This window comes from Methylobacterium sp. A54F (assembly GCF_053346035.1).
The window spans coordinates 52,756-74,659 of record NZ_JBKFBF010000012.1 but is presented as its reverse complement, the minus strand read 5'-3'; the positions used below and the strand labels follow the sequence as shown (position 1 = coordinate 74,659).

Sequence of the window (21,904 nt, the reverse complement as noted above, 5' to 3'; positions counted from 1 at the left end):
CGAGGTCTCGTCCAGCATGCTCAGCTTCACGCGCACCGCCCTCCTTCTCGGCCTCACCATCGGGTCCGTCGTCGGCCCCTCGGCGGCGCGAGCTGCCGAGACGATCACGGTCTTCGGGGCGGCGAGCCTCAAGAATGCCCTCGACAATGCCGGCAAGGCCTTCACGGCGCAGACGGGCACCGAGGTCAAGGCGAGCTACGCGGCCTCCTCGGCACTGGCCCGCCAGATCGAGGCCGGCGCGCCCGCAGACCTGTTCGCCTCGGCCGATCTCGAATGGATGGACTACCTCGCCAAGAAGAACCTCATCCGGCCGGACAGCCGCGTGAACCTCCTCAACAACCGCCTGGTGGTGATCGCGCCGAAGGACGCCGCGACGGACGCAATCGCCTTCACGCAGGACGGCTTCGCCAAGGCCCTCGGATCCGATGGGCGCCTCGCTACCGGCGAGGTCAACTCGGTGCCGATCGGCAAGTACGCCAAGGCTGCCTTCGAGAAGCTCGGGCTCTGGGGCGGCCTGCAGCCGCGGCTGGCCCAGGCCGACAACGTCCGGGCCGCTCTCGCCCTGGTCTCACGGGGTGAAGCGCCCCTCGGCGTCGTCTACGAGAGCGATGCCAAGTCGGATCCGGGCGTGAAGGTCGTGGGGGTCTTTCCGGCGGACAGCCACCCGCCCGTGGTGTACCCGTTCGCCGTCACGTCGGAGGCAAAGGGCGATGGCGCCGCTCGCTTTCTCGACTTCCTCAAGAGCGGCGCAGGCAAGCCGTTCTTCGAAGCCCAGGGCTTCAGCGTCATCCCGGCCAAGGCCGGCTCACAGTAGCGGAAACTCGATGCAGATCTCAGCGCGCAACGTCATCAAGGGCAAGGTCGTGTCGGTCGAGAAGGGTGCCACCACTGCGCACGTCAAGATCGAAATCGCAGCAGGTCAGATCGTTACAGCGGTGATCACGAACGAGGCAGTGGACAGCCTCAAGCTGAAGGTGGGTGACGAAGCCTATGCCGTGATCAAGTCCTCGGACGTCATGATTGCCGTCGACTGAACGGCCAGCCCAACAGCAGGGGAGCGAGGCAGCCCAGAACGGAGCAGGATGTGCCGGGCTGCAGTCAACCCTACGTAGTCTAGAGCGGTATGAGAGCGGGTGTCACGATGAGGTCCGCTTTCTGTATGTGGCACCTGAAAGCTGACCGGCAGATATCCACCCAACCCAGCTATAGGTTCTTAGCTAACAATCTCCTTCGGAGCGGACGTTCTTGGCGGCTGCAGAGAGTTGGAAGCAGCATGGGGCTCGGTTGGATCATCGAATGGCCTCCGGTGAGAAACTCTAGCGGTTGACTGCGGTTTGTCGCTTGACGTATAGGGATCAAGCAGAAATGCATCCACGGCCCCAGCGGACCCCCGCTCGGGGCCGTTGTCGTTTCGGTCCATGGCGCGGGCGAAACGCGGCAGCGTGTATTTCGCCGCATCCGGGCATCAGTGAACCTGCTTGTTTGGCAACGCACATAGACCGCTCACCAGGCCATGGCCGCATCGCAGGTGCGCCGGTGATCTGATAGGGTGAACCCTGATGTCGGACACGCCGCAGTGACCGAGCGCGAGCTCGCGAAGCGCCTGCACGAGCTCTGCCTCCTGGCGGACCGGCTTCGAGCGCCAGGCCACCGGCACACGGCCGAGTCCTACGTGATCGATCGCGATGAGATCCGGAACGGGCTTCGGCGCGTCTACCGAGACCTCACCGGCGCCTGGCCGGGGCACGATGGCGCCGGCGTCGCGCTGCACCGTCGGCCCACCCTGCCCGTACCGACGGCGATCGCTCGCCATCGGGCTCGCCAGCACCAGGCCCGGAGCTGATCCGCTTCCGCTAATTGCCCTTAGCGGAAGCAACTGAAACGTTGAGGGCGGACCGCAGCCCGTAAAAGAACGTGGTTCGGTCCGCTAATCGTTCGGCTTGAGGCTCATAGCCGAGGAACCGGAGCGATTTCCTCACCTATAGATGAGCCTAAGCCCAGTGCACGGGTGCAAACTGCTGGCCAGCTGATTGGCCTCAGCCTGACGAGCGTTGCGGACGATGACCATTCAGCTGCCGGTGCCGGTCGCACCGGCGGCCGACGTCGTTCACGAGCTCGTCGTCCATACGCCGGCCTTCGAGGCGGCGTTCGACAGCGCCAAGGCCTACGCCGGCGCCTCGAAGGCGGACCGGACGGTTCGAGCCTACCGCGGCGCCTTCGATGCCTTCCGCGCCTGGTGCGCGAGCGTTTCCGCCGAGCCGATGCCCGCCTCGATCGAGACGACGGCCAGCTACATGGCGAGCCTCGCTGATCGGGGCTGCAAGGCCTCCACGATCGATCTGCACGCCGCCGCGATCGCCTTTGCGCACCGCGCCGCCGGCGTCGAGCCGCCCACGAACAGCGAGCCGGTGAAGGCCGTGATCCGCGGCATTCGCCGCTCGATCGGCACCAAGCCGACCCGCAAGGCGCCGGCCACCGCCGAGGCGCTCAAGAAGATCCTGAAGCGGATCCCGGAGACGCTCGTCGGCAAGCGCGATCGCGCGCTCCTGCTGATCGGCTTCGCCGCGGCGCTGCGGCGCTCCGAGCTCGTCGCCCTGCAGGTGTCCGACCTGGAGCGCTCGGCCGAGGGCGTAGTGATCCACATCGCCCGGTCGAAGACGGACCAGGAAGGTGCGGGCCACGAGATCCCGATCCCGGCCGGCTCGAAGCTGAAGCCCGTCCAGGCGCTCGACGCCTGGCTGCGAGCTGCCGCCATCACCTCCGGACCGGTGTTCCGGCAGGTCGCGAAGGGCGGCCGCGTCGGGCTCGTTGCGCTCACTGACCGCTCCGTCGCGCAGATCGTCAAGGATCGCGCGGCCGCGGTCGGGCTCGATGCGGACCTGTTCTCCGGCCACTCGCTGCGGGCCGGCTTCGTCACCTCGGCGCTCCAGGCGGGCGCCGACCTCCTCAAGGTCATGCAGGTCACCCGGCACACCCAGGTCGACACCCTCAAGGGGTACGACCGGCGGGCCCAGGCCTTCGTGAACCACGCTGGCAAGGGCTTCCTGTGATGACCGCCTCCCAACGCGAAGCCCTTCTCGGGCTGATGGATGCCATCCTGGCGGTGGATTACTGCCCGCCGAACCTCGTTGCCCGCGCCCAGGCCCTCCGCACCCGCGTCGTCTTCGGCGCGGCGTTCGACAGCCTGTTCGGCTGAGGCGCGCCCATGGATACCTCGCCGGCGGATGCCATCAACGTCGCGATCGAGCAGCTCGCGCCACTCGTGGGGCGGTCGAGCGCCAGCCTCGGCGCCGCGGCCGACGCCTTCGAAGCCTACGCGGCCGGGAAGGCGCCGAGCGCCATGCACGAGCGGATCGCCACGGTAATCGCCGAAGAGTGCCGGAACGCCGCGGAATGCCGCGAGGTCCGGCGCGCCTTCCTGCAGGGGTTCCGGCTGTGATGACCGAGTCCGAGGTCGAGCGCCTGCCCGAGATCCTGCGGGACATCGTCCTGTTCGACCGGGGGCTGGCGGTGCTTCGCCGGAAGATCGCCCGGCCGGTCGTCTCGATCGAGGACCTGCGCTCCGCCCGCGAGCGCTTGCAGCTCCGGCGCGAGCTGAGCGCGGCAGCCGAGCAGAGCTACGGCTACCGCCTCGGCGGCGACGGCACCGCGAGGACCTGATGCCCCGTCTCACCGCTGCGCTCCTCCTCGCCGGCCTCGCGCTAGCGATCCCCGTTCCGCAGGTGCCCCGCCCGCCCGAGCCCAGCGCTCGCCGCTGGCGAGGCTCCTACCCCACCCCCTGAGGCATCCACGATGGACGGGCTGATCCTCAGCGACCTGGAGAGCCAGGCCGCAACAGCAGCCCAGGCCGTCGCGCCGGTGCTGATCTCCCCGCCCACCGCGGCCTGCCTCCTCGCGGCGATCGCGCTCCTCGCGATCGTGGCGATCCTCGACACCTTCGCAGACGAGAAGGACCCGCGGCGATGAACCAGATCCTGGCCGTGATCCTCGTCTGCGCCGCGACCACGGCGCAGCCCGACTGCACGCGCGAGACCGCGATCGACGTGCTCACCGCGCCGGTGCCGTCGCTCTTCGCCTGCATGATGACGAGCCAGGTCAGCGTGGCCCGCGACGAGCTGCTCGGCGACGGCCGCTACACCAAGGTCCGCTGCAGCGAGCGCCAGGCCCCCTGATGGTCTCCCGTTCCTCGATCCACCGCCGCCTGCCCTGGTCGCGTGCGCTTGCCGACATGCGCGCGGACCGGATGGTCCGCCCGCAGATCCGCGAGGAGCTGCTGCGCATGCGCACGCCGGCGGCCATCGACATGAGCGCCTGGCGCGGCAAGAGCGGGCGCCGCTACGTCGTCGTCGTCCACCCGATCGCCGCGGCGGCAGCGCTGGAGGCGCCCGGCGCCGTCATCCTGGGCGTCCGCAGGGGCGCCGATCAGCTCGCGCAGATCGTGGGGCTCGGCCACGCCGGCACCGTCCAGGAAGCGGCAGAGCTCGCTGCAGCCGACGGCGCGACCGAGCTGCACCTTTACCGCCTCGCCGATACGGACGCCGAGCGCGACGCCGTCGTCGAGGACCTCCTGGAGGACGACGATGCGACCTGAGCGCGGTTACCGCCTCGACCTCTGGTCGCTCCTCGACGTCTACCGCTGCACCATCGAGATCTGGCACGAGGCCGCCCTGCAGCTGCCGCTCGCGATCGCCGACGAGTGGTCGCGGATCGCGAGGTCCTGATGTTCCGGGGATGGCTCCGACGGGTCGTTCTAGCATGGGCGCGAAGCCGCTCCGTAATGGTCGATCTCCCATAGGCCGCGCTTCCGATAACTCCCCTTAGCGGAACCAAAACCGAGCGCTCGGGCACGGGCGATCGCCACGCTCCCAGCCCGAGACCGACCCCATGATCAACGTCTGGCGGATCGAGCTGGCCAGCTCGCCCGACTCCGCGCCGCTGTACCTCGCCGCCGACGGCGAGCGCACCGCGTGGGTGCCGGAGGCAGCCGAAGCGCTCGGCTTCCGCTCCGACTTCGCCGCCTGGGACTACGTCGCCGCCAACGTGCAGTCGCTCTGTCGCGTGAGGGCCACGGCGCTCAGCGATGTGGCGGCCCCGAACCGCCAACCCTGAGGCCCCGATGTTCCTACGCTCCGCCATCCCCTTCATGGGCGGCGCCCTGGCGGCGCTCGAACTCGCCACGCGGCCGCTCCACGTGCGGAAGAGCCAGAGCGTCGGCAAGACCGAGGCTCTGTCCGACGTCGTCGGGTACGCCGACGTCGACACCCGCATGCAGCACCAACGGCCGCGCGAGCTGCCGACGGTCTCGCCGAAGCTCGGTCGATGATCCGCTCCGCCTTCGCCGCCTGCCTCGGAGCAGCCTTCGGCGCCGTCGCCTACCTGCCCGTCCAGGAGCGCGTGGCCGATCGGCTCATGCATCCGGTCGAGGCCTGGAGCGTCGTGCTGGTGGCGATCACCGCGGGCCTCGTGTGGCTCCTCATCATGGCCTGTCGCGAGCCGGCGCGCCGCGGTGGCCATCAGCCCTGCAGCTGCGGGGAGGGCCGGCCGAAGCCGCCCACCAGCGGCTCGGCCGTTACCCCGCCCCGCGGCGCCGATGGCCGCTTCCGCAAGGGACGATCCTGATGCCACAGACGCTGACGATCCTCGACCCCGTCTCGGGCGAGCTGCGCACCATCACGGTCGGGCGTTGAGCTGCCGGTGCGCTGAGCGGCGACAGGCGATCGGCGCGGTAGCCAGCGCTGTCCGCCGCCGCGACGCCGTCGGCGTGCGAACCGCCGCCGCCTTCGTGCAGCGCACGCTCCGCGAGGATGCCGAGGCCCTGGCCCGCCAGATCGCAGACAGGATGAGGCGCGATGAGCGGCGGCCTGTTCGTCACCCTCGACGCCCATGACCTGGAGCGCCTCGGCAACCTGATCGGGGCTGCCGGCGCCCGGGTGCATCTCGGCCTCGCCCGGGCCATCAACCACACCGGCGACAAGGCCAAGACCCAGATGACCCGCGCGCTGACCGCGCAGACGGGTCTGAAGCGCCGCGTGATCGTCAAGGCGCTCCGGGTCACGAAGGCCTCGCCCGGGGCTCTGACCTATGCCATCCGCTCCTCCGGTGGTGACGTGGGTCTCAAGTACTTCGGCGCCCGTGAGACGCGGCCCGGCGTGAGCGCCGCGCCGTGGAACCGCCGCTCGGTCTACCCGCACACCTTCATGAAGGCGGGCTGGTGGCCGAAGCGGGTCACCAAGCCGAACTGGAACGGCCAGGTCTTCGAGCGGACTGGGACCAAGACGCGGACCGCTCATGCCTCGAAGGGCAAGAGCGGCATGGACCGCTTCCAGAAGGTGAAGTCGGGCCTGTTCATCCCGGAGGAGATGGTGACCGGCGCGACCGCCGCGGCCTTCAACTCCGTGGCGGCCTCGGAGCTTCCGGGCCGCCTCGAGCATGAGCTGCAGCGCGCCATCGGCGGGTGAACCTCGGCAGGACTGAGATCTGGTATGCCACGGGTCCTTCCTGGGCGCAGTGGTCTTGCGGGCGGTAAACCCCGGGATTGCTCCAGTCTGAGCCAATTCGGAAAGCCTAAAATTGAGCCCCTAAAATCGGGCGTGCATGCCTGCTATCCCCTTGCCGGAACGATGTCTTTCGGCCAACACCCTGATTTTAGAGCCCTAAAGTCGGGCTAAAGAGCACTCCTAAAGTCGAGCTAAAGAAACGGGAGGCTCCTGGAGCGCCGGGGACCGCCATGTCGAACCCGGACCGGATCGTCACCAAGAGCGAGTTTGCGAAGATCGCCGGCGTCTCGCCGGGCCGCGTCACCCAATGGATCGACGAGGGCAAGATCTCCGGCGACGCGCTCGTCGGCCAAGGCCGCTCCGCCCGGATCCGGGCAGAGGCCGCGCTGCGGCAGGTCAATCTGCGGCGCGACGTCGGCCAGGCGCTCGGGAACGGGCTCGGCACCCGTCTGACGATCCCACGCTCGCCGGTTCCCTCCGTTGGGGGTGGCGAGGACGAGGACCTCGACGCCGGCGGCAGCTGGTCGAGCGACGGCGCCAGCGACGATGTCGACCGCAAGCTCAAGCAGGCGAAGCTCGAGGCGGCCGAACGGGCGAACCGCATGGCTGCCGTCGAGGAGGCGGCGAGCGAGGGCCTCTACACCGAGACCAGTGCGGTCCGAGCCGAGATGGGCAAGATCGCGGGCCAGATGATGCGCATCTTCGAGGGCGCGCTGCCGGAGATCGCCACCGCAATCGCCGCCGAGTTCAAGATCGACGCGCGCGACGTCACCCACCACCTGAACGAGCAGTTCCGAAAGGTGCGCGAGCAGGCGGCAGCCGCTGCCGCCAAGGTCGCTGAGGCGATCCCGGAGACGGTCGCCGCGTCGGCCTGAGGCGATCTCATGACGGTTCTAGCCAACGCGGCGCGCGTCGCAGCCGACGCGATCGCGGCGGCGCTGAAGCCGCCCGCCAAGGTCGACTATCTCGACTGGGCGGTGCGCAACATCGTGTTCACGAAGCGGGAGAGCCCGGAGCCCGGGCCCTACAACCCGGACCGTTTCAGCTACTTCAACGAGATCCTGCGCGCCCTGTCGCCGTCCGATCCATGCCGGATCGTGACGCTCGCGAAGTCGGCGCAGCTCGGCGGCACGGTGCTCGCTAACGTCTTCACCGGCGGCTCCATGGAGATGGACCCCGGCGACCTGATGTACGTCCACCCGACGGACAACAACGCCGAGCGCTGGTCCAAGATGAAGCTCACCCCGATGCTACGGGGGACGACTTCGCTCAAGGCCCTGTTCCCGGAGAAGAGCCGCGAGGGCGGCAACTCCACCCTCTACAAGGAACGCGCGGACGGCCTCGGCGCCATCCTGATCTCGGGCGCGAACTCGCCGGCCTCCCTCAGCCAGGTCACCGTCCCGCGCCAGGTCCAGGACGATCTGGCGAAGTGGGAGAACAATTCCGCAGGCGACCCCGAGGTGCAGGCGGACAGCCGCTCGCGCGCCATCACCTTCGCCAAGATCTTCAAGATCTCGACGCCGCTCGTGATGCCGGGCTGCCGGATCTCGAAGAGCTACGAGGCCGGCTCACAGGAGCGCCTGTTCGTGCCCTGCCCCCACGCAGGCTGCGGACACATGCAGAGCCTCGAATGGGAGAACATGCAGGCGAACCTCGATCCGGAGCACCCGGAGCGGGCCTTCTTCACCTGCGTCGACTGCGGAGCCGCGATCGAGGAGCACCACCGGGCCTGGATGCTGAAGCGCCACGCGTGGCGCGCGGCCAACCCGAAGATGAAGCGGATCCACCGCTCGTTCTACATCTGGTCGGCCTATAGCTTCCTGCAGTCCTGGAAGCAGGTCGCCTTCGAGTGGTTCAAGGCCAAGGGCGATCCGGAGGCCGAGCGGGCCTTCCTCAACGATACGGTCGGACAGGCCTTCAAGGCGACCGGCGAGGCGCCGCCCTGGGAGGGCCTGCGCGACCGCGCCGCTGAGGCGGGCTACGACCGCGGCACGATCCCGCGAGGCGGCCTGCTGCTCACCCTTGGCATCGACTGTCAGGCGGATCGCGTCGAGTGGCAGCTCATCGCCTTCGGGCGCAGCGGGCAGCGCTGGGTCGTCGAGTACGGTGTCGTGCCCGGGCACATCAGCGAGCCGGCGACGCGCGGGCTCCTCGACGAGCTCGTGCAGCAGACCTGGCCGAACAGCTTCGGACGGCCGGTCAGGATCGACCTGGCAGCGATCGATGGCAACGCCTGGACCGAGGACGTCTGGGGCTGGGCCAGCCGTCACCCGGCCTCGCGCGTGATCATGGTGCGCGGCGCCAACCGCGACACCTCGCCGGTGCTCGAGCAGGTCCGCAAGGAGCGCAACGCCGCCGGCCGGCCGCTGAAGTATTCGAAGCGGTTCTACAACTTCGGTTCGAGCGTCCTGAAAATGGCGCTCTACCGGAACCTGCTGAAGCCGGACCCGGCCGAGCCCGGCTACGTGCACTTCCCGCGCGGGCTCGACGACGAGTACTTCCGGCAGCTGACGGCCGAGCGCCGCACCGCCGTGAAACGCTTCGGCGCCGAGGTCTACCGCTGGATCAAGGATCCGGGCCAGGCCAACGAGGCCCTCGACACGCACCTGCAGGCCGAGACGGCAGCGAACCGGCTCGGCCTGCGCGGCATGCCGGACCGACGCTGGGACAAGCTCGAGGCCGAACGCGAGCATCCGCTCGCCGAGCCTGTACCCGAGGTCCCGATCCGAACCGCGGAGCCCGTCCCGGTGGCCAGGGTGCCAACGGAGGCAACCGCTTCACCAGCACAATCAACGCCGGGGGCGTCGCGCTTCGGCGGCATCGCCCGGCTTGCCGCCGCCCTCAACCGATCCGGGTGATCCCATGGCCACGCAAGCGATGCTCGACGAGGCGAGAGGGGCCTACCACAAGCTCATGACCCGGGGCGGCCTGGTGAAGCTGCGCCACTACGAGCGCGAGATGGTCTACAAGCCGGCGAGCGCCGCAGAGCTCCTGGCGTACATCACCCGCCTCGAGGGTGCGCTCGGCGTTCCCTCCTCGCAGACGACGCTGCGTCGCACGCCCGGGCGTCGGATCGCGTTCTCCGGATGAGTGCGGTGCGCATCCTCGGGCCGGATGGTGAGCCAGTGGTGCGCGAGCGCGTGACCGGCCGCGAGCTCGCAACCTCGTTCCAGGCGGCCTCGCGCCGCGACACCGATCTGGAGGCCTGGAACCCCCACAACCCGTCGGGCGCCTCCGCGCTCTTCGGCGAGCGCGATCCGATGATCGCGCGCGTGCACGATCTGGCCCGCAACGACGGCTGGGCCTCGGGCGGCGTCACACGGCAGGTCGACGCCATCATCGGTGCGGGCTGGCGTCTCTCGGCCAAGCCGAACGCCCGCTCGCTCGGCCTGCGCACCCGCACGGGCGAGGTCGACTACGACGCGGCGGACGAGTTCGCCGCGGAGATCGAGGGCGCCTGGCGGGACTTCGCCGAGGACCCCGATTGCTGGTGCGACGTCGGCCGCCGGACCGGCATGGGGGGCATCCTTGCGCTCGCCTTCCGCCACCGCGTGACCGATGGCGAGGCGCTCGCCGCGATCCTCTGGCGGCCGCGCGGCGGCCCTTACGCCACCGCGATCCAGATCATCGATCCCGATCGCCTGTCGAACCCCGCGGGCAGCTACGAGCAGGCGAAGCTCCGGCAGGGCGTCGAGATGAACGCCGACGGCGCAGCGGTCGCCTACCACATCCGCGTCTCGCACCCCGGCGATCTCTATGTCGGCATGGAGCCCTGGCGCTGGGAGCGCGTGCCGCGCGAGACGAGCTTCGGTCGTCGCGTCATCGTCCACGCCTTCGAGCCGGAACGGGCCGGCCAGGTGCGGGGCACGTCGCCGCTCGCGCCGATCGTGAAGCGGCTGAAGATGCTCGGTCGCTACGATGAGGCCGAGATGCAGGCCGCGGTGCTGAACGCCATCATGGCGGCCTTCATCGAAAGCCCCTACGACCACGAGCAGCTCGCGCAGCTCATGGACGACAAGAGCTCGACCGACGAGCTCTCCGCCTACCAGCAGATGCGGCTCGGTTTCCACGAGGCCGCGCCGATGCGGCTCGGCGGCGTGAAGGTAAACTTCACGGCCCCGGGCGAGAAGGTCACGCTCACCAACCCGACGCACCCCAACAGCGTCTTCGAGCACTTCACGCGGGCCTCGCTGCGCAACGTCGCCTCCGCCATGGGGCTCACCTACGAGCAGCTCTCGAACGACTGGGGCCAGGTGAACTACTCGAGCGCCCGCGCGGCGCTCCTGGAGGTCTGGCGCGGCTTCACCGCCCGCAAAGAGCACTTCGCCTTCCAGTTCATGCAGCCAATCTACGCGGCGTGGCTCGAGGAGGCGATCGACCGCGGCATCGTCAAGCTGCCGAAGGGAGCCCCGCCCTTCCGAGCAAAGAAGGCCGCCTATTGCGCGGCGAAGTGGATCGGGCCGGCCCGTGGCTGGGTCGATCCGCTCAAGGAGGCCACCGCCGCGATCGAGCGGATGGAGGCCGGCCTCTCCACCCGTGAGCGCGAAGCGGCCGAGCAGGGCGCGGACTGGGAGGAGGATGCTCAGCAGCGCGCGCGCGAGCGCCGCTACCTGCTGCGTCTCGGCCTCGACCCAGATGCGAGCCAGGTCTCGCGCGGCAAGGCCGCGCCGAAGGCTGCCTCGCGACGAGGCGACGACAATCGCCAGGACGAAGACACGGACGAGGACGACGCGGCTTGAGCGTCGAGCCGGCCGACAGGGTGAGGACCGAACATGTCAGACCTGATGGCAGCCCTGTTCCCCCAGGGGCGGCCCTCGCTCGTCGACGAGCACGCCGCCGGTGAGGTGGCCGCGCTGCTCGCCGCGATGGTGGCGGATCCGCGCGCAGCCGAGCTGACGCGCGTGCAGGCTTCGGCCGATGACGGCTTCTGGCCTGAGGCCGGGAACTGGATGACCTATTACCGCCCCTACGTGGTGGTCGACGGCGTCCTGCAGGTCCCGGTTAAGGGCGTGCTGCTCGCCAACCTCTCGCTCGCCTACGGAAGCTACGCCACCGGCTACGTCTACATCCGGCGCGCGATCGAGCGCGGGCTCGTCGACGGCAACGTCAAGGGCATCGCCCTGATCTGCGACAGCCCCGGCGGCGAGGTCGCGGGCAACTTCGACCTGGTCGATGCAATCCACGCGGCGCGGGGCCGGAAGCCCATCCGCGCCTTCGCCCACGAGCGCGCCTACTCGGCCGCCTACTCGATCGCCAGCGCGGCCGACCGCATCGTCGTGTCCCGCACCGGCGGCGTCGGCTCGATCGGTGTGGTCACCTCGCACACCGACGCCTCGGCGGCTCTGGAGAAGGCCGGTCTCAAGATCACCTTCATCTACGCCGGCAAGCACAAGGTCGACGGCAACGCGACCGAGCCGCTGCCCGACGACGTGCGGGCCCGATGGCAGGCGCGCATCGACGAGCTGATGGACGTGTTCGTCGACACCGTCGCGCGCAACCGCGCGATGACGCCCGAGGCCGTGCGCGCCACGGAGGCGCTCACCTACACTGCGAGCCAGGCCCTCGAGGCCGGGCTCGCCGACGAGATCGGCTCCCTCGCGGACGCCGTCGCCGCCTTCGCGGCAGACCTCAACACCGACCCCGAGGACGAGACGATGAGTGACATCACCCAGGCGGCCCACGACGCGGCCGTCGAGACGGCCCGCGCGGATGCCACGAAGGCCGGCGAGAGCACGGCCAAGACCCGGATCAAGGCGATCCTGGGCTCCGAGGAGGCGAAGGGCCGCCAGGACCTGGCCGAGCACCTCGCCTTCGACAGCGAGATGTCGGCCGACGCAGCGATCGCAGTGCTGGCCAAGGCCCCCAAGGCCGCCGCTCCGGAGCAGCGGCAGGACCTCGCGTCCGAGATGGGCAAGGAGGGCCGTGTCGACCTCGGCCAGGACGGCGGCCAGGACCCGTCCAAGATGAGCGCCACCGAGCGCGGCGCCGCCGAGGCCAAGGCGCTGCTCGGCCTGCGCTGACCCCGCCTCACCCCCTGATCCGCAACCCCGCAGCCGGAGCGCCGCGATGACCGACTATCCCCTCTACGACCCGACCTCGCTGCGCGCCGGTGGCTGCGCTCGCGATCGGCAGATCACCGTCGCCTCGGGCGCCAACGCCTCCGGTGCGGTGCTTAAGCGCGGTACCGTGCTCGGCCGCGTCACGGCGACCGACAAGTACGTCGTCTCGGTGAAGACCGCGAACGACGGCAGTCAGGTGCCCGCGATGGTTCTCGCCTTCGAGATCGACGCCTCCACGGCCGATGTCGTCTGCTCCGGCTACGACGACATCGAGGTGGTCGCCGAGAAGCTGACCTTCGACGGCAGCTGGACCGCCGCGACCCTCGAGGCCGCGCTGCGCGTCGCCAACAGCAAGATCTACGTCCGCTCGGCCGGCGTCCTCGGCTGATCCCTCTCCACCCGATCCCAGTCCATCCTCGGGGCCCCGCGCGGGCCCTTTTTCTTTGGAGCCCGCGATCATGGCGCTCGACGTCAATTCCACCGCCCAGCTGCTCGGCGCCTTCGGCGTCCTCGACCGCCCGAGCCGGTTCATCCTCGACACCTTCTTCAAGTTCTTCCAGCAGTTCGAGACCGAGGAGGTGTTCTTCGACCAGGTGCAGCGCGCCCGCCGGCTCGCGGCTTTCGTCGCGGACACCGTCGAGGGCGAGATCCTGCCCTCCCGCGGCTATGCCACGAAGAGCTTCACCCCGCCGACCGTGCGTCCGAAGCACGTCATCGAGCCGTTCAAGGCCCTGAAGCGCCGGATCGGCGAGCGCCTGCTCGGCGAGCTCACCAACGAGCAGCGCTTCGACCTCGCCCTCCTCGACAACATGATGCTCGAGGACGATGCGATCACCCGCACCGAGACCTGGATGGCCCTGCAGCTCCTGCTCAAGGGCAAGGTGGTCTGCCAGGGCCCGAAGTTCCCGGCCAAGACCCTCGACATGGGGCGCGATCCCAGCCAGACGATCGTGCTGACCGGCTCGCTGCGCTGGGGTCAGTCCGGCGTCGATCCGCTGCAGAACCTGCGCGCCTGGTCGACCCAGACCCAGCGCGTCTCCGGCTTCAAGCCCCGCACCGTGCTGCTCGACCCGCTCGCGGGCGACATGCTGATCAACTCGCCCACCATCCTGCGGGTGATGAACTCGTTCCGCCAGACCAGCGGCAACGTGGATCTCGCCGGCAAGACCACGGGTGGTGCCGTGGGCCAGGAGGTCGCCTACCTCGGCTCGCTGCCCGAGTTCGACTTCTGGCAGTACCAGGAGCTCTACGAGGACGCGGCCGGCAACACCCAGCAGTTCATGCCGGACAACTCCGTCATCCTCGCCAACATCGACGCCCTGCAGGGCATCAAGACCTACGGAGCCGTGAAGGACCGCCGCGCCGGCTTCAAGGCGCTGCCGCGCTTCCCCAAGGTCTGGGACGTCGAGGAGCCTGCCGCCACCATGCAGAACATGGCCTCGGCCCCGCTGCCGCTGTTCGGCTGGATCAACGCGAGCCTCGCCGCGACCGTCGCCTGACGCCCCCGGGCCGGTCCTGCGGCCGGCTCGCTTCCCTGCCCGATCGCCGGCCGCACCGCCGGATCACCTCATTCCGAACCCGGAGGCGCCCCATGGCGACCAAGACCATTCGTGCCAACGTCACGCTGCACGTGCCCGCCGACGGCCACAAGCCGTTCTCGATCGATCCCGCCTCCGGCGCCGTCACCGGCGGCAAGTACCTCGTGAAGGCCGTCCCGCCCGGCACGCCCGTCGAGCTCGACGAGGCGGAAGCCAACGCTCTGATCGAGGCCAAGGTGGCCGAGATTTACGAGGAGCCGAAGCCGGTCGCGACCAAGGTCGACGCGAAGGCCTGACGCGCATGGGCCCGCGCTTCGACAACGAGTGGCTCGACCACCAGGATGAGCTCGACGTGGGCTTCAGCGAGGACTTCCTGCTCGATCCGACCGCGAAGCCCGTCGCATCGAGTGGACGCGTCGATGTGAACGCGGGCTCGGTCTCCAGCGCCAGCCGCTCGATGATGCCCTTCCCGGGCATCTTCGTGGCCGCCGGCGCGATGCTGCACGCCCACGGTCGGGCCATGGCCGACAGCACGACGCGCGCTGTCGCCTCCGAGCAGCCGATGATCGACGCGCCGATCGCGGCGCTCACGCAGCGTCCGCAACAAGGGGACCGCGTTCACCGCTCCGGCACCGGCGAGGTGTTCGAGGTGACGCGCTACCTCGCGGAGAGTCCGGTGCGAGCCTGGATCTACCTGTCCGAGCGGCGGACCGCGCAGAGGCCGGATCGATGAGCCTCGCCCGTACCGCACTGCGCCTCGCCGCGATCGAGGCGCTGAACAGCGACCCCGTCCTCGACGCGCTCTGCGAGGGGCGGGTCTACGACAGCCGCATCGCCGACTTCGACCACCGCGAGGTGGTGCCGGTGATCATCCTCACCACCGAGGAGGGCCACGGCGAGGCCTGGTCGAAGAACAACGGCGGCGCGCCCTTCAACGCCGCCTGCGACCTCGTCCTCGAGATCGCGATGAACGTCGTGGCCCTGGACGAGGCCGGCGATCCGATCCTGAGGGACGGCGCGCCGATGATCGCCTCGCCCGGCACCGACCGCGAGCTCGAGGCGGTCCTCGACCTGATCGAGGAGCGCGCGATCGACGTGCTCACCGTCGGCGAGACCGATGCGGCCCGCCTCCTGCGCGAGGCCGTCACCCGGCGCGTCCTCACGGTGAAGGCCGCGCGCTTCGCCACCGACCAGACGGGCGAGAAGCTGGCGATCCGGCTGCTGACGCTGCGGGTCGAGCTGAAGGGCGAGGACCAGCGCGACATCCGGGACCTGCCGAGCGGGCCCTACGGCCTGCTCCCCGAGCCGCTGCGCTCCGTCGCCAACGCGCTGCCGGAAGGGTCCGGCCGCACGACCTGCGACCTGCTCGCCCGCTACCTCGCGCCGGCCGAGGAGGCGCCCCCGGCCCTCTTCAGGGGTGGAAGCTTCGTCTATGCCCCCCAGCCGCTCGACGGCGGGACCGCGCCCGACCGGACCGCCGACAGCAACGCCGGCCGCACCTTCGCCGACGCCCTCGACATCCCCGAAGCGAGCTCCTGATGCGCAAGCACGTCACCCCGGCCGATCCCGCAGCCACCATCCCGGATCCGGAGCGCGGCGTCGCCCTGCCGGCCGCGGGGCTGCCGGTGACCTGGAGCGCGCACTGGGCGGCGCTCGCGGAGCGCGGCGACGTCACGACCTGCGACCTACCCGACAACGAGCCGGACGCGTCGACCGGCGTCCCAGCCCCGGCCGAGGCGCCTGTCGAGCCCGAGCCCGAGCCCGCATCCTCGCGGCGCAGCCGCGGCGCGCCGGTCGAACCTGCCGCCTGAGCCCCGACCACTCCCCGAACCATCCCGACAAGGCCGCCCCTGAGGCGGCCTCCGCTTTTGGAGAACCCGCGCGATGTCCGTCGCCTTCAACAACGTGCCGGGCGACGCCCGCGTCCCGCTCTTCTACGGCGAGGTGAACGCGGGCATCCCGCCCTACTCCGGCCTGTCCCGGCTGATCCTGCTCGGCCGGGCGCTCGCCGGCGCCAACCTGCCGGCTCGGACGCCGCGCAATCTCGGCTCGACCGACCCGAACGGGCTGGCCGGGCAGGGCTCGATGCTCGCCGACATGATCGCCATCGCGCGCTTCCACAACCCGATCGGCGAGATCTGGGCGATGAACGTCGGCGATCCGGTGGGCGCCAGCGCCGCGGCCGGCGCGATCACCCTGACGGGCACCGCCACCGCGTCCGGCACCCTCGTGCGCTACATCGCCGGTGAGCGCTACAGCGTCGGCGTGGCGATCGGCGACACCGCCGCGACGGTCGCGGCCGCCCTCGTTGCCGCGATCGGCCGGGGCTACACCAAGTTCAACCGCCGGATGGGTGCCCCCGTCACGGCCGCCGTCGACGGCGTCACAGCCGGCAAGGTCAACCTCACCGCGCGCCACACCGGCACCGAGGGCAACGGCATCCGCATCGAGGACGGGCTCGACGGGGACGAGCTCGACCCGGCCGGCCTCACCATCGCGGTGACCCCGATGACGGGCGGCGCCGGCGACGTCGACATCGCTGCCGCGCTCGCCGCCCTCGGCTCGACCGCCTTCGACTGGATCGCCAGCCCCTACGCGAGCCTCGCCCAGCTCAACGCCTCGCGCGACTTCCTGTCCGACTCCGGCACGGGGCGCTGGTCGCCCACCGTCGACCTCGACGGCCACTACATCACCGCGGTCAACGGCAACCTCTCGGCGCTGACCACGCTGGGTGCCGCCCGCAATGATCGGCACGCCACGATCCTGGGCGTCCTGAACTACCCGAACCCGATCTGGTCGATCGTGGCCGGGCTCGCCGCGGTCGTCGCCTTCTCGAAGAACCTTGGGCGCCCCCTCACCGAGGCAATCGAGATCGCCCGGCCGCTGCAGACCCTGGTGATCACCGGCCTGCGCCCGCCGAAGAGCGCCGCGGACCGCTGGGCCAAGGCCGACCGGCAGAGCCTCTACATGAACGGCATCTCCGGCCTCAACGTGAACAACGACGGTTCGATCGCCATCGAGCGCGTGCTCACCACCTACCAGACGAACCTCTACGGTCAGCCCGACATCACCTTCCTCGACATCGAGACGGTGGCGATCGCGGCCTACGTGAAGCGCTACATCCGGCTGATCATCACCTCGACCTACCCGCGCCACGTCCTGCGCGACGACAACCCGCGCGGCCTGCAGGGCGTGGCGACCGTCCAGCAGATCCAGAACACGATGATCCACGCCTACACCGAGCTCAGCGAGGTGGCGGGCATCGTCGAGAAGCCGGAGCTGTTCGCGAAGTTCATGATCGTCGAGCGCTCGAGCGACCCGAACCGGGTCAACAACTACTCGCCGATCGACGGGGCGAACCAGCTCCGGATCTTCGCCTCGAACATCACCTTCTTCCAGGAGCTGACGGACGCGAACGGCTCGCTGCAGTGAGCCCGACGCCCGGCGCGCGAGCCTCCCGCCCCGCGCCGGGCCCCGTCATCCCCTGATCCCGACCTCACGACAGACCCCGGAGACCTTCCATGGACACCAAGGGCGGGCGGTTCACGCTCGACATGAACGGCCGCACCTACTCGGGGCGCGGCAAGGCCTCGATCAGCCCGGCGCGCGCCACGCGCGAGAACGGCGTCAACATGGACGGCACCGGCTACTCGAACGTGAAGCCGAAGCTCGCGAGCCTCGACCTCACCTTCGACCGGGGCGTCGGCCTGAAGTGGGACGAGGCGATGATGCTCGACGAGCTCAACGTCACCTTCGTCGAGACCGACGCCCGGGTCACCCACCTGTTCACCAACGCGAACTGGTCGGGCGATCCCTCGATCGACACCGAGACCGGCGAGGTCTCAGGGCTGAAGATCGAGAGCGACAAGTACCTGGCGCGGTGAGGCGGAGCTGAACGATGACCAAGATGGTCCGCATCCCGCTGCCGACCCCCGTCGAGGGCCACAAGGGCATGATCCGAGAGATCGTGCTGCGTGAGCCGACCTACGACGAGTACATCTCGTGCGGCGGCGAGCCCTACTCGATCGGTCAGAGCGAGGACGGGATCGTCTTCCAGATCGAGAAGCCCGAGGTGATCTGGGCCTACGCCGAGGCCTGCATACAGGAGCCGGGCGACCGGCTCATGCTGAACGACCAGGGCTGGCGCGTGGCCCGCGAGGTGCGCAAGGCGATCCTGGGTTTTTTCCGGGCGCCCGACGTGGCCGCCGCACCCTCGCAGACCTCGCCGACGACATCGTCTTCGAGCTCGACCAGCCCCTCGACGCCGTCGGACGACTGAGCCCGTCGCAGATCATCCACTGGTACGGCCGCGCCGTCGCCCGCGCCGAGAAGCGCAAGCGGGAAGCGGCGCGGCGCGGGCGAGGCTGAGCCATGAGCCGGATCATCGAAGCCAAGGCCGTCATCTCGGCCGAGGACCGCACCGGCAAGGTCTTCGACCAGATCGCCCGCAAGTTCCGGGACGTCGGCAAGGGCGCGAAGGTCTCGGCCGAGATCGACCGCATGTCGAAGGCGCTGAAGGGCGCCCAAGACGGCCTCAAGGGCATCGCGGACTACACCGGCAAGCGCTCGGCCTTCTACCAGGCACGGGGCGAGATGCAGGCGGCGCGGCGCGCGGCCGACGAGGCGGCACGCGCGCTTGCGAACGCCGCCAAGCCGACCAAGGCGCTGGAGCTCGCCAACCGACGGGCGCAGGCTGCCGTCGAGGCCGCGACCGCGTCCTACGAGCGGCAGAAGGCGGCCGTGCTGTCCTCGCGCTCGGCCCTCTCCCAGAGCGGCGTCTCGGTGAAGGGGCTCGTCGGTGAGCAGGCCCGCCTCGGCAAGGAGATCGACCGCACCACCGGCGCGATCCGCCGCCGGCAAGCGGTCCTGCACGCGGAGGATCGCCTCGCGGGCGGCATGAGCGCCTCCGGGCGCCAGACCATGGCGAGGATCGCGCAGGACCGCTACCTCGTGGAGGGCATGGGCTTGGCGGGCAACGCCGCCCGGGCGCGCCGTCAGAAGGATGCCGAGGCGGCCGCGAACGCGCGCGCCGAGCGCCGGGCCGAGCGCCTGGAGGCCGGTCGCGTGCTCGGCGCCGGCGCCGCGGTCACGGCCGGTCACAAGGGCAAGGAGATCGCCAAGGACGCGATCACCTCGGCCGCCGAGTTCGACCTCGCGGTGCGCAAGCAGAAGGTCTTCACCGACATCTCCGGCGACGACCAGGCGGGGCTCCTCGCCCAGGCCAAGCGCATCGGCCAGGAGACACAGTTCTCGAACATCGACGTCGTGAAGGCGCAGACGGCCGCGATGCAAGGCCTGCCCGCAGGCTTCTCGCCCGCCCTCAAGGCCGCGGTGGCCGAGGGCATCGTCGGCAACGTCCGGAACTACTCGACCCTGATGGAGACCGACCTCAAGGAGGGAACCGAGGTCATTCGGTCCTACCTGCAGGCCACCGGCAAGGACATCTCCACGAAAGAGAAGGCGCTCTCCGAGGCCAACAAGGCCACCAACCAACTCGTGAAGATGGCCAAGCTCGGCGGCATGAACGGCGAGGACGTCGGCCAGTTCGTGAAGTACGCGGCCGCCTCGTCGACCTCGGCGGGGCTCTCGACCGAGACCATGATGACGCTCGGCGCGCTCGCCCGCCGCGGCGGCCTGCGCGGTGACGAGGCGGGCGTGGCCATGCGCTCGATGGCCTCGAAGATCGTCGCGCCGACCGACAAGGGGATCGCGGCGCTCAACGCGGCCGGGATCAAGCATTCCGACTACGTTCGCATGCCGGACAAGCTCGACACCAGCGCCCTCGAGGGCCAGTTCCAGAACAAGCTCGGCAAGAGCTTCACGCCGGCCGTGCGCGCGAAGATGGACGCGATCAACGCCGACAAGGCGCTGCTCGCCGATCGCGGCAAGTACGTCGCCGCCGTGACCGAGGCGGCCGGGCCGCTGCTCGGCAAGACCAAGAAGGGCGTCGTGCGGGCCTCCGACGCCAAGAATGCGGCGAAGGCGGCCAACACCTTCTACGGGGTGTCGGGGCAGAGCGTCGACGCCGAGGGCCTGCTGAACGCGGCCATGTCGAAGAACATGACGCTGCCCCAGCTCAACGCCTGGCTGACGGACAAGCACGGCGGCAAGGGCGCCATCACCCAGCGCCAGTGGGACGAGTTCAAGGCCTCGCGCGAGGCGATCAACCGCGCGGGCGACGATCCCGACTGGGCGAAGAAGAAGGCCGACGAGGTGTTTGCCGGCCTCGGCGGTGCCGTGGAGAACCTCAAGGGTTCGTTCGAGAACCTGGTGCTGACGATCGGTACCGCCAACTCCGGCCTGATTAAGGCGACGGCCGACGCGATCGGTACCGGCCTCGACGGCTTCTCGAAGCTACCGGAGGGCGCGCAGCAGGGCCTGTCCCTCGGCGCCGGCGCCGGCCTCCTCGGCGCGAGCGCTTGGGGCTCGATCACCCTCCTGCGTACGCTCCTCGGCTTGGGCGGCAAGGTGGCAGCGCCCGTGGTGGGCGGTGCAACTGGTGCTGCAGCGGGTGGTGGTGCGGGTGCGGCCGGAGCTGCAGCCGGTGGTGCTGCGGCAGGCGGCCTCGCGGTGCCCTCGCTGGCGATCGCCACGATCGCGGGCGCGGCCTTCGCGGGCTACGCCACCGCCAAGGTGATGCCGAACCTCGCCGCCGAGAAGGGCGCCGCCGGGATCGACTACGCCACCGGCGGCGCGCTCGAGGAAAGCCCCATGGCTGGGCTCGCCCCCGAACGGCCCTGGCTGCAGGACTGGTGGAAGCGGAATGCTCCGGCCTGGGCCGGGGGCGAGACAGAGAAGACGCCGTCCGTCGGGGCCTACAGCTTCGGGGCGGGCGGCAAGACGATGCCCGTCGAGGTGGTATCCCTGCCCTCGGGCTCGGACGCCTCCGGTCAGGTCGCGGCGCTTAACAACACCCTCGACAAGGCGGCCAATGCCTCGGCGACGGCCGCCAACGGCGGCAAGCCGATCGAGGCGACGGTCAAGCCCGATCAGATCACGGCGAAGATCACCGAGATCCCACCGGTGACGGGTTCGGCCGAGGTCAGCGTCGAGAACCGGGTGAACGTCAGCGTCACCCTCAACGAGCCGATGCTCAACGCCAAGGTCGAGGCGGCCGCCGGCCGGGCCGTGGCCAAGATCCCGCTCTCCTCCAGCGGAGCGCGGCCCGGCGCGGTCTCGATGCCGGGTGCCGCCGGTACGCCGGGCACGCGCTGATCACCCCTTGGGCGAGGCCTTCAGGCGGGCGGCGCCCCGCCGCAGCGTCTCGTTCATGCGGGTCTGCCAGCCGGGCCCATCCGCCTTGTAGGCGGCCAGCACGTCGGGATCGACGCGCAGCGAGATCGGCACCCGCCGCACGGGGGCCTTCGGTCGACCGGCGCGCCTCAGGAACGCCTCGGCCATCGCCGCGGGCATGCCGGCTGGGCCCGGCCGGGCGGCGGCCAGCTCGGTGTCGGTCAGCGGCGGGTTGTCGGACACCGCGTCCCAATCATCCTGGGTGTAGGCGTCGTTCGGGACGTACCCGGGGGCATGCTCAGGCTTCGTCATAGCGGGCGATCTCCCTTGCGTTGGCGCGCCGCACACTCACGACGTCGACGGCTTCGGTCCCCAGCGGCGAGACGATCGCGACAACCACCACCGTGCCGCGCCAGGTGCCGATGAGCTTGAAGCGCTCGCGCCCGGTTCGGCTGGGCTGGGCCGGGATGGTGAGGAAGCGACCGAAATCGAAGGCGGCCTCGAACTCGGCGAGATCGAAGCCGTGCTTGGCGATGTTCGCTTGCCGCTTCGGCTCGCCGTAGGTGAACTTCATGAT

At 70.0% G+C, this 21,904-nt stretch carries 32 protein-coding genes; 29 read left to right on the top strand and 3 right to left on the bottom strand.

Features of this window, described 5'->3' with window-relative positions:
• The first annotated feature begins 16 nt into the window (after window positions 1-16).
• Together modA and ACLBXP_RS19290 are read left to right on the top strand one after the other, a co-directional pair.
• Window positions 17-814, top strand: a complete 798-nt coding sequence (gene modA, locus ACLBXP_RS19295) for a molybdate ABC transporter substrate-binding protein (protein ID WP_447669390.1) — start codon at window positions 17-19, stop codon at window positions 812-814.
• A 10-nt stretch (window positions 815-824) separates the two neighbouring features.
• On the top strand, window positions 825-1,034 hold the full coding sequence (locus ACLBXP_RS19290) for a TOBE domain-containing protein (protein WP_447669389.1): 210 nt from the start codon (window positions 825-827) through the stop codon (window positions 1,032-1,034).
• Window positions 1,035-1,465: 431 nt separating this feature from the next.
• Here ACLBXP_RS19290 and ACLBXP_RS19285 read toward each other — a convergent pair whose 3' ends face one another.
• Window positions 1,466-1,813, bottom strand: a complete 348-nt coding sequence (locus tag ACLBXP_RS19285; RefSeq protein ID WP_447669388.1) for a hypothetical protein — start codon at window positions 1,811-1,813, stop codon at window positions 1,466-1,468.
• Between the two features lie 247 nt (window positions 1,814-2,060).
• On the opposite strand from ACLBXP_RS19285, the gene ACLBXP_RS19280 reads away from it, so the two are divergent.
• The 27 genes from ACLBXP_RS19280 to ACLBXP_RS19150 all read left to right on the top strand — a co-directional run bounded on the left by ACLBXP_RS19280 (window position 2,061) and on the right by ACLBXP_RS19150 (window position 21,309).
• Complete coding sequence (locus ACLBXP_RS19280; RefSeq protein WP_447669386.1) at window positions 2,061-3,050, top strand: site-specific integrase; 990 nt, start codon at window positions 2,061-2,063, stop codon at window positions 3,048-3,050.
• On the top strand, window positions 3,050-3,196 hold the full coding sequence (locus tag ACLBXP_RS19275; RefSeq protein ID WP_447669385.1) for a hypothetical protein: 147 nt from the start codon (window positions 3,050-3,052) through the stop codon (window positions 3,194-3,196). Before ACLBXP_RS19280 ends, ACLBXP_RS19275 begins: the two co-directional genes overlap by 1 nt.
• A 9-nt stretch (window positions 3,197-3,205) precedes the next feature.
• Window positions 3,206-3,439, top strand: a complete 234-nt coding sequence (locus ACLBXP_RS19270) for a hypothetical protein (RefSeq protein ID WP_447669384.1) — start codon at window positions 3,206-3,208, stop codon at window positions 3,437-3,439.
• A complete protein-coding gene (locus tag ACLBXP_RS19265; protein ID WP_447669382.1) occupies window positions 3,439-3,660 on the top strand; it encodes a hypothetical protein in 222 nt (73 codons plus the stop codon). Before ACLBXP_RS19270 ends, ACLBXP_RS19265 begins: the two co-directional genes overlap by 1 nt.
• A gap of 132 nt (window positions 3,661-3,792) precedes the next feature.
• On the top strand, window positions 3,793-3,966 hold the full coding sequence (locus ACLBXP_RS19260) for a hypothetical protein (RefSeq protein ID WP_447669381.1): 174 nt from the start codon (window positions 3,793-3,795) through the stop codon (window positions 3,964-3,966).
• Window positions 3,963-4,172, top strand: a complete 210-nt coding sequence (locus ACLBXP_RS19255; protein WP_447669380.1) for a hypothetical protein — start codon at window positions 3,963-3,965, stop codon at window positions 4,170-4,172. The genes ACLBXP_RS19260 and ACLBXP_RS19255 overlap by 4 nt, the downstream gene beginning before the upstream one ends.
• A complete protein-coding gene (locus tag ACLBXP_RS19250) occupies window positions 4,172-4,591 on the top strand; it encodes a hypothetical protein (protein ID WP_447669379.1) in 420 nt (139 codons plus the stop codon). The genes ACLBXP_RS19255 and ACLBXP_RS19250 overlap by 1 nt, the downstream gene beginning before the upstream one ends.
• Window positions 4,581-4,721: a hypothetical protein gene (locus ACLBXP_RS19245; RefSeq protein WP_447669377.1), complete on the top strand. Its 141-nt coding sequence runs from the start codon at window positions 4,581-4,583 to the stop codon at window positions 4,719-4,721. The genes ACLBXP_RS19250 and ACLBXP_RS19245 overlap by 11 nt, the downstream gene beginning before the upstream one ends.
• A gap of 163 nt (window positions 4,722-4,884) precedes the next feature.
• Window positions 4,885-5,109 (top strand): hypothetical protein, encoded by a 225-nt coding sequence (locus ACLBXP_RS19240; RefSeq protein ID WP_447669376.1) that lies wholly within the window; start codon window positions 4,885-4,887, stop codon window positions 5,107-5,109.
• A 7-nt stretch (window positions 5,110-5,116) separates the two neighbouring features.
• Window positions 5,117-5,323, top strand: a complete 207-nt coding sequence (locus ACLBXP_RS19235; RefSeq protein WP_447669374.1) for a hypothetical protein — start codon at window positions 5,117-5,119, stop codon at window positions 5,321-5,323.
• The gene (locus ACLBXP_RS19230) at window positions 5,320-5,619 is read left to right on the top strand and encodes a hypothetical protein (RefSeq protein ID WP_447669372.1); all 300 of its coding nucleotides are present in this window, start codon (window positions 5,320-5,322) and stop codon (window positions 5,617-5,619) included. The genes ACLBXP_RS19235 and ACLBXP_RS19230 overlap by 4 nt, the downstream gene beginning before the upstream one ends.
• A gap of 230 nt (window positions 5,620-5,849) precedes the next feature.
• Window positions 5,850-6,458 carry a hypothetical protein gene (locus ACLBXP_RS19225; RefSeq protein ID WP_447669371.1) on the top strand — a complete coding sequence of 203 codons (609 nt, stop codon included), beginning with the start codon at window positions 5,850-5,852 and terminating at the stop codon, window positions 6,456-6,458.
• Between the two features lie 269 nt (window positions 6,459-6,727).
• Window positions 6,728-7,372: a hypothetical protein gene (locus ACLBXP_RS19220; RefSeq protein ID WP_447669370.1), complete on the top strand. Its 645-nt coding sequence runs from the start codon at window positions 6,728-6,730 to the stop codon at window positions 7,370-7,372.
• 9 nt (window positions 7,373-7,381) lie between these two features.
• Complete coding sequence (locus tag ACLBXP_RS19215; RefSeq protein WP_447669369.1) at window positions 7,382-9,355, top strand: phage terminase large subunit family protein; 1,974 nt, start codon at window positions 7,382-7,384, stop codon at window positions 9,353-9,355.
• 4 nt (window positions 9,356-9,359) lie between these two features.
• Complete coding sequence (gene gpW / locus ACLBXP_RS19210) at window positions 9,360-9,587, top strand: gpW family head-tail joining protein (protein WP_447669367.1); 228 nt, start codon at window positions 9,360-9,362, stop codon at window positions 9,585-9,587.
• Window positions 9,584-11,236, top strand: a complete 1,653-nt coding sequence (locus ACLBXP_RS19205) for a phage portal protein (RefSeq protein WP_447669365.1) — start codon at window positions 9,584-9,586, stop codon at window positions 11,234-11,236. Before gpW ends, ACLBXP_RS19205 begins: the two co-directional genes overlap by 4 nt.
• 33 nt (window positions 11,237-11,269) lie before the next feature.
• Window positions 11,270-12,517: a S49 family peptidase gene (locus ACLBXP_RS19200; RefSeq protein ID WP_447669364.1), complete on the top strand. Its 1,248-nt coding sequence runs from the start codon at window positions 11,270-11,272 to the stop codon at window positions 12,515-12,517.
• A 46-nt stretch (window positions 12,518-12,563) separates the two neighbouring features.
• Window positions 12,564-12,944, top strand: coding sequence for a head decoration protein (locus tag ACLBXP_RS19195; RefSeq protein ID WP_447669363.1), 381 nt, complete (start codon window positions 12,564-12,566; stop codon window positions 12,942-12,944).
• Window positions 12,945-13,014: 70 nt separating this feature from the next.
• On the top strand, window positions 13,015-14,055 hold the full coding sequence (locus tag ACLBXP_RS19190; protein WP_447669361.1) for a major capsid protein: 1,041 nt from the start codon (window positions 13,015-13,017) through the stop codon (window positions 14,053-14,055).
• A 92-nt stretch (window positions 14,056-14,147) separates the two neighbouring features.
• Window positions 14,148-14,390, top strand: a complete 243-nt coding sequence (locus ACLBXP_RS19185) for a hypothetical protein (RefSeq protein WP_447669360.1) — start codon at window positions 14,148-14,150, stop codon at window positions 14,388-14,390.
• 5 nt (window positions 14,391-14,395) lie between these two features.
• The gene (locus ACLBXP_RS19180; RefSeq protein ID WP_447669359.1) at window positions 14,396-14,827 is read left to right on the top strand and encodes a hypothetical protein; all 432 of its coding nucleotides are present in this window, start codon (window positions 14,396-14,398) and stop codon (window positions 14,825-14,827) included.
• Entirely contained in the window at window positions 14,824-15,633 is an 810-nt protein-coding gene (locus ACLBXP_RS19175; RefSeq protein WP_447669358.1) for a hypothetical protein, read from the top strand. Before ACLBXP_RS19180 ends, ACLBXP_RS19175 begins: the two co-directional genes overlap by 4 nt.
• Complete coding sequence (locus ACLBXP_RS19170; RefSeq protein WP_447669357.1) at window positions 15,633-15,905, top strand: hypothetical protein; 273 nt, start codon at window positions 15,633-15,635, stop codon at window positions 15,903-15,905. The genes ACLBXP_RS19175 and ACLBXP_RS19170 overlap by 1 nt, the downstream gene beginning before the upstream one ends.
• Before the next feature lie 73 nt (window positions 15,906-15,978).
• Window positions 15,979-17,526, top strand: coding sequence for a phage tail sheath subtilisin-like domain-containing protein (locus tag ACLBXP_RS19165; RefSeq protein ID WP_447669356.1), 1,548 nt, complete (start codon window positions 15,979-15,981; stop codon window positions 17,524-17,526).
• 89 nt (window positions 17,527-17,615) lie between these two features.
• Window positions 17,616-17,978 (top strand): phage tail tube protein, encoded by a 363-nt coding sequence (locus ACLBXP_RS19160; RefSeq protein ID WP_447669354.1) that lies wholly within the window; start codon window positions 17,616-17,618, stop codon window positions 17,976-17,978.
• A gap of 14 nt (window positions 17,979-17,992) precedes the next feature.
• Window positions 17,993-18,373 carry a hypothetical protein gene (locus tag ACLBXP_RS19155; RefSeq protein WP_447669352.1) on the top strand — a complete coding sequence of 127 codons (381 nt, stop codon included), beginning with the start codon at window positions 17,993-17,995 and terminating at the stop codon, window positions 18,371-18,373.
• A gap of 92 nt (window positions 18,374-18,465) precedes the next feature.
• A complete protein-coding gene (locus ACLBXP_RS19150) occupies window positions 18,466-21,309 on the top strand; it encodes a phage tail tape measure protein (RefSeq protein ID WP_447669351.1) in 2,844 nt (947 codons plus the stop codon).
• On the opposite strand, the gene ACLBXP_RS19145 is transcribed toward ACLBXP_RS19150, so the two are convergent.
• Entirely contained in the window at window positions 21,310-21,639 is a 330-nt protein-coding gene (locus ACLBXP_RS19145) for a BrnA antitoxin family protein (RefSeq protein WP_447669349.1), read from the bottom strand.
• Complete coding sequence (locus ACLBXP_RS19140) at window positions 21,626-21,901, bottom strand: BrnT family toxin (protein WP_447669348.1); 276 nt, start codon at window positions 21,899-21,901, stop codon at window positions 21,626-21,628. The genes ACLBXP_RS19145 and ACLBXP_RS19140 overlap by 14 nt, the downstream gene beginning before the upstream one ends.
• Window positions 21,902-21,904: the final 3 nt, after the last annotated feature.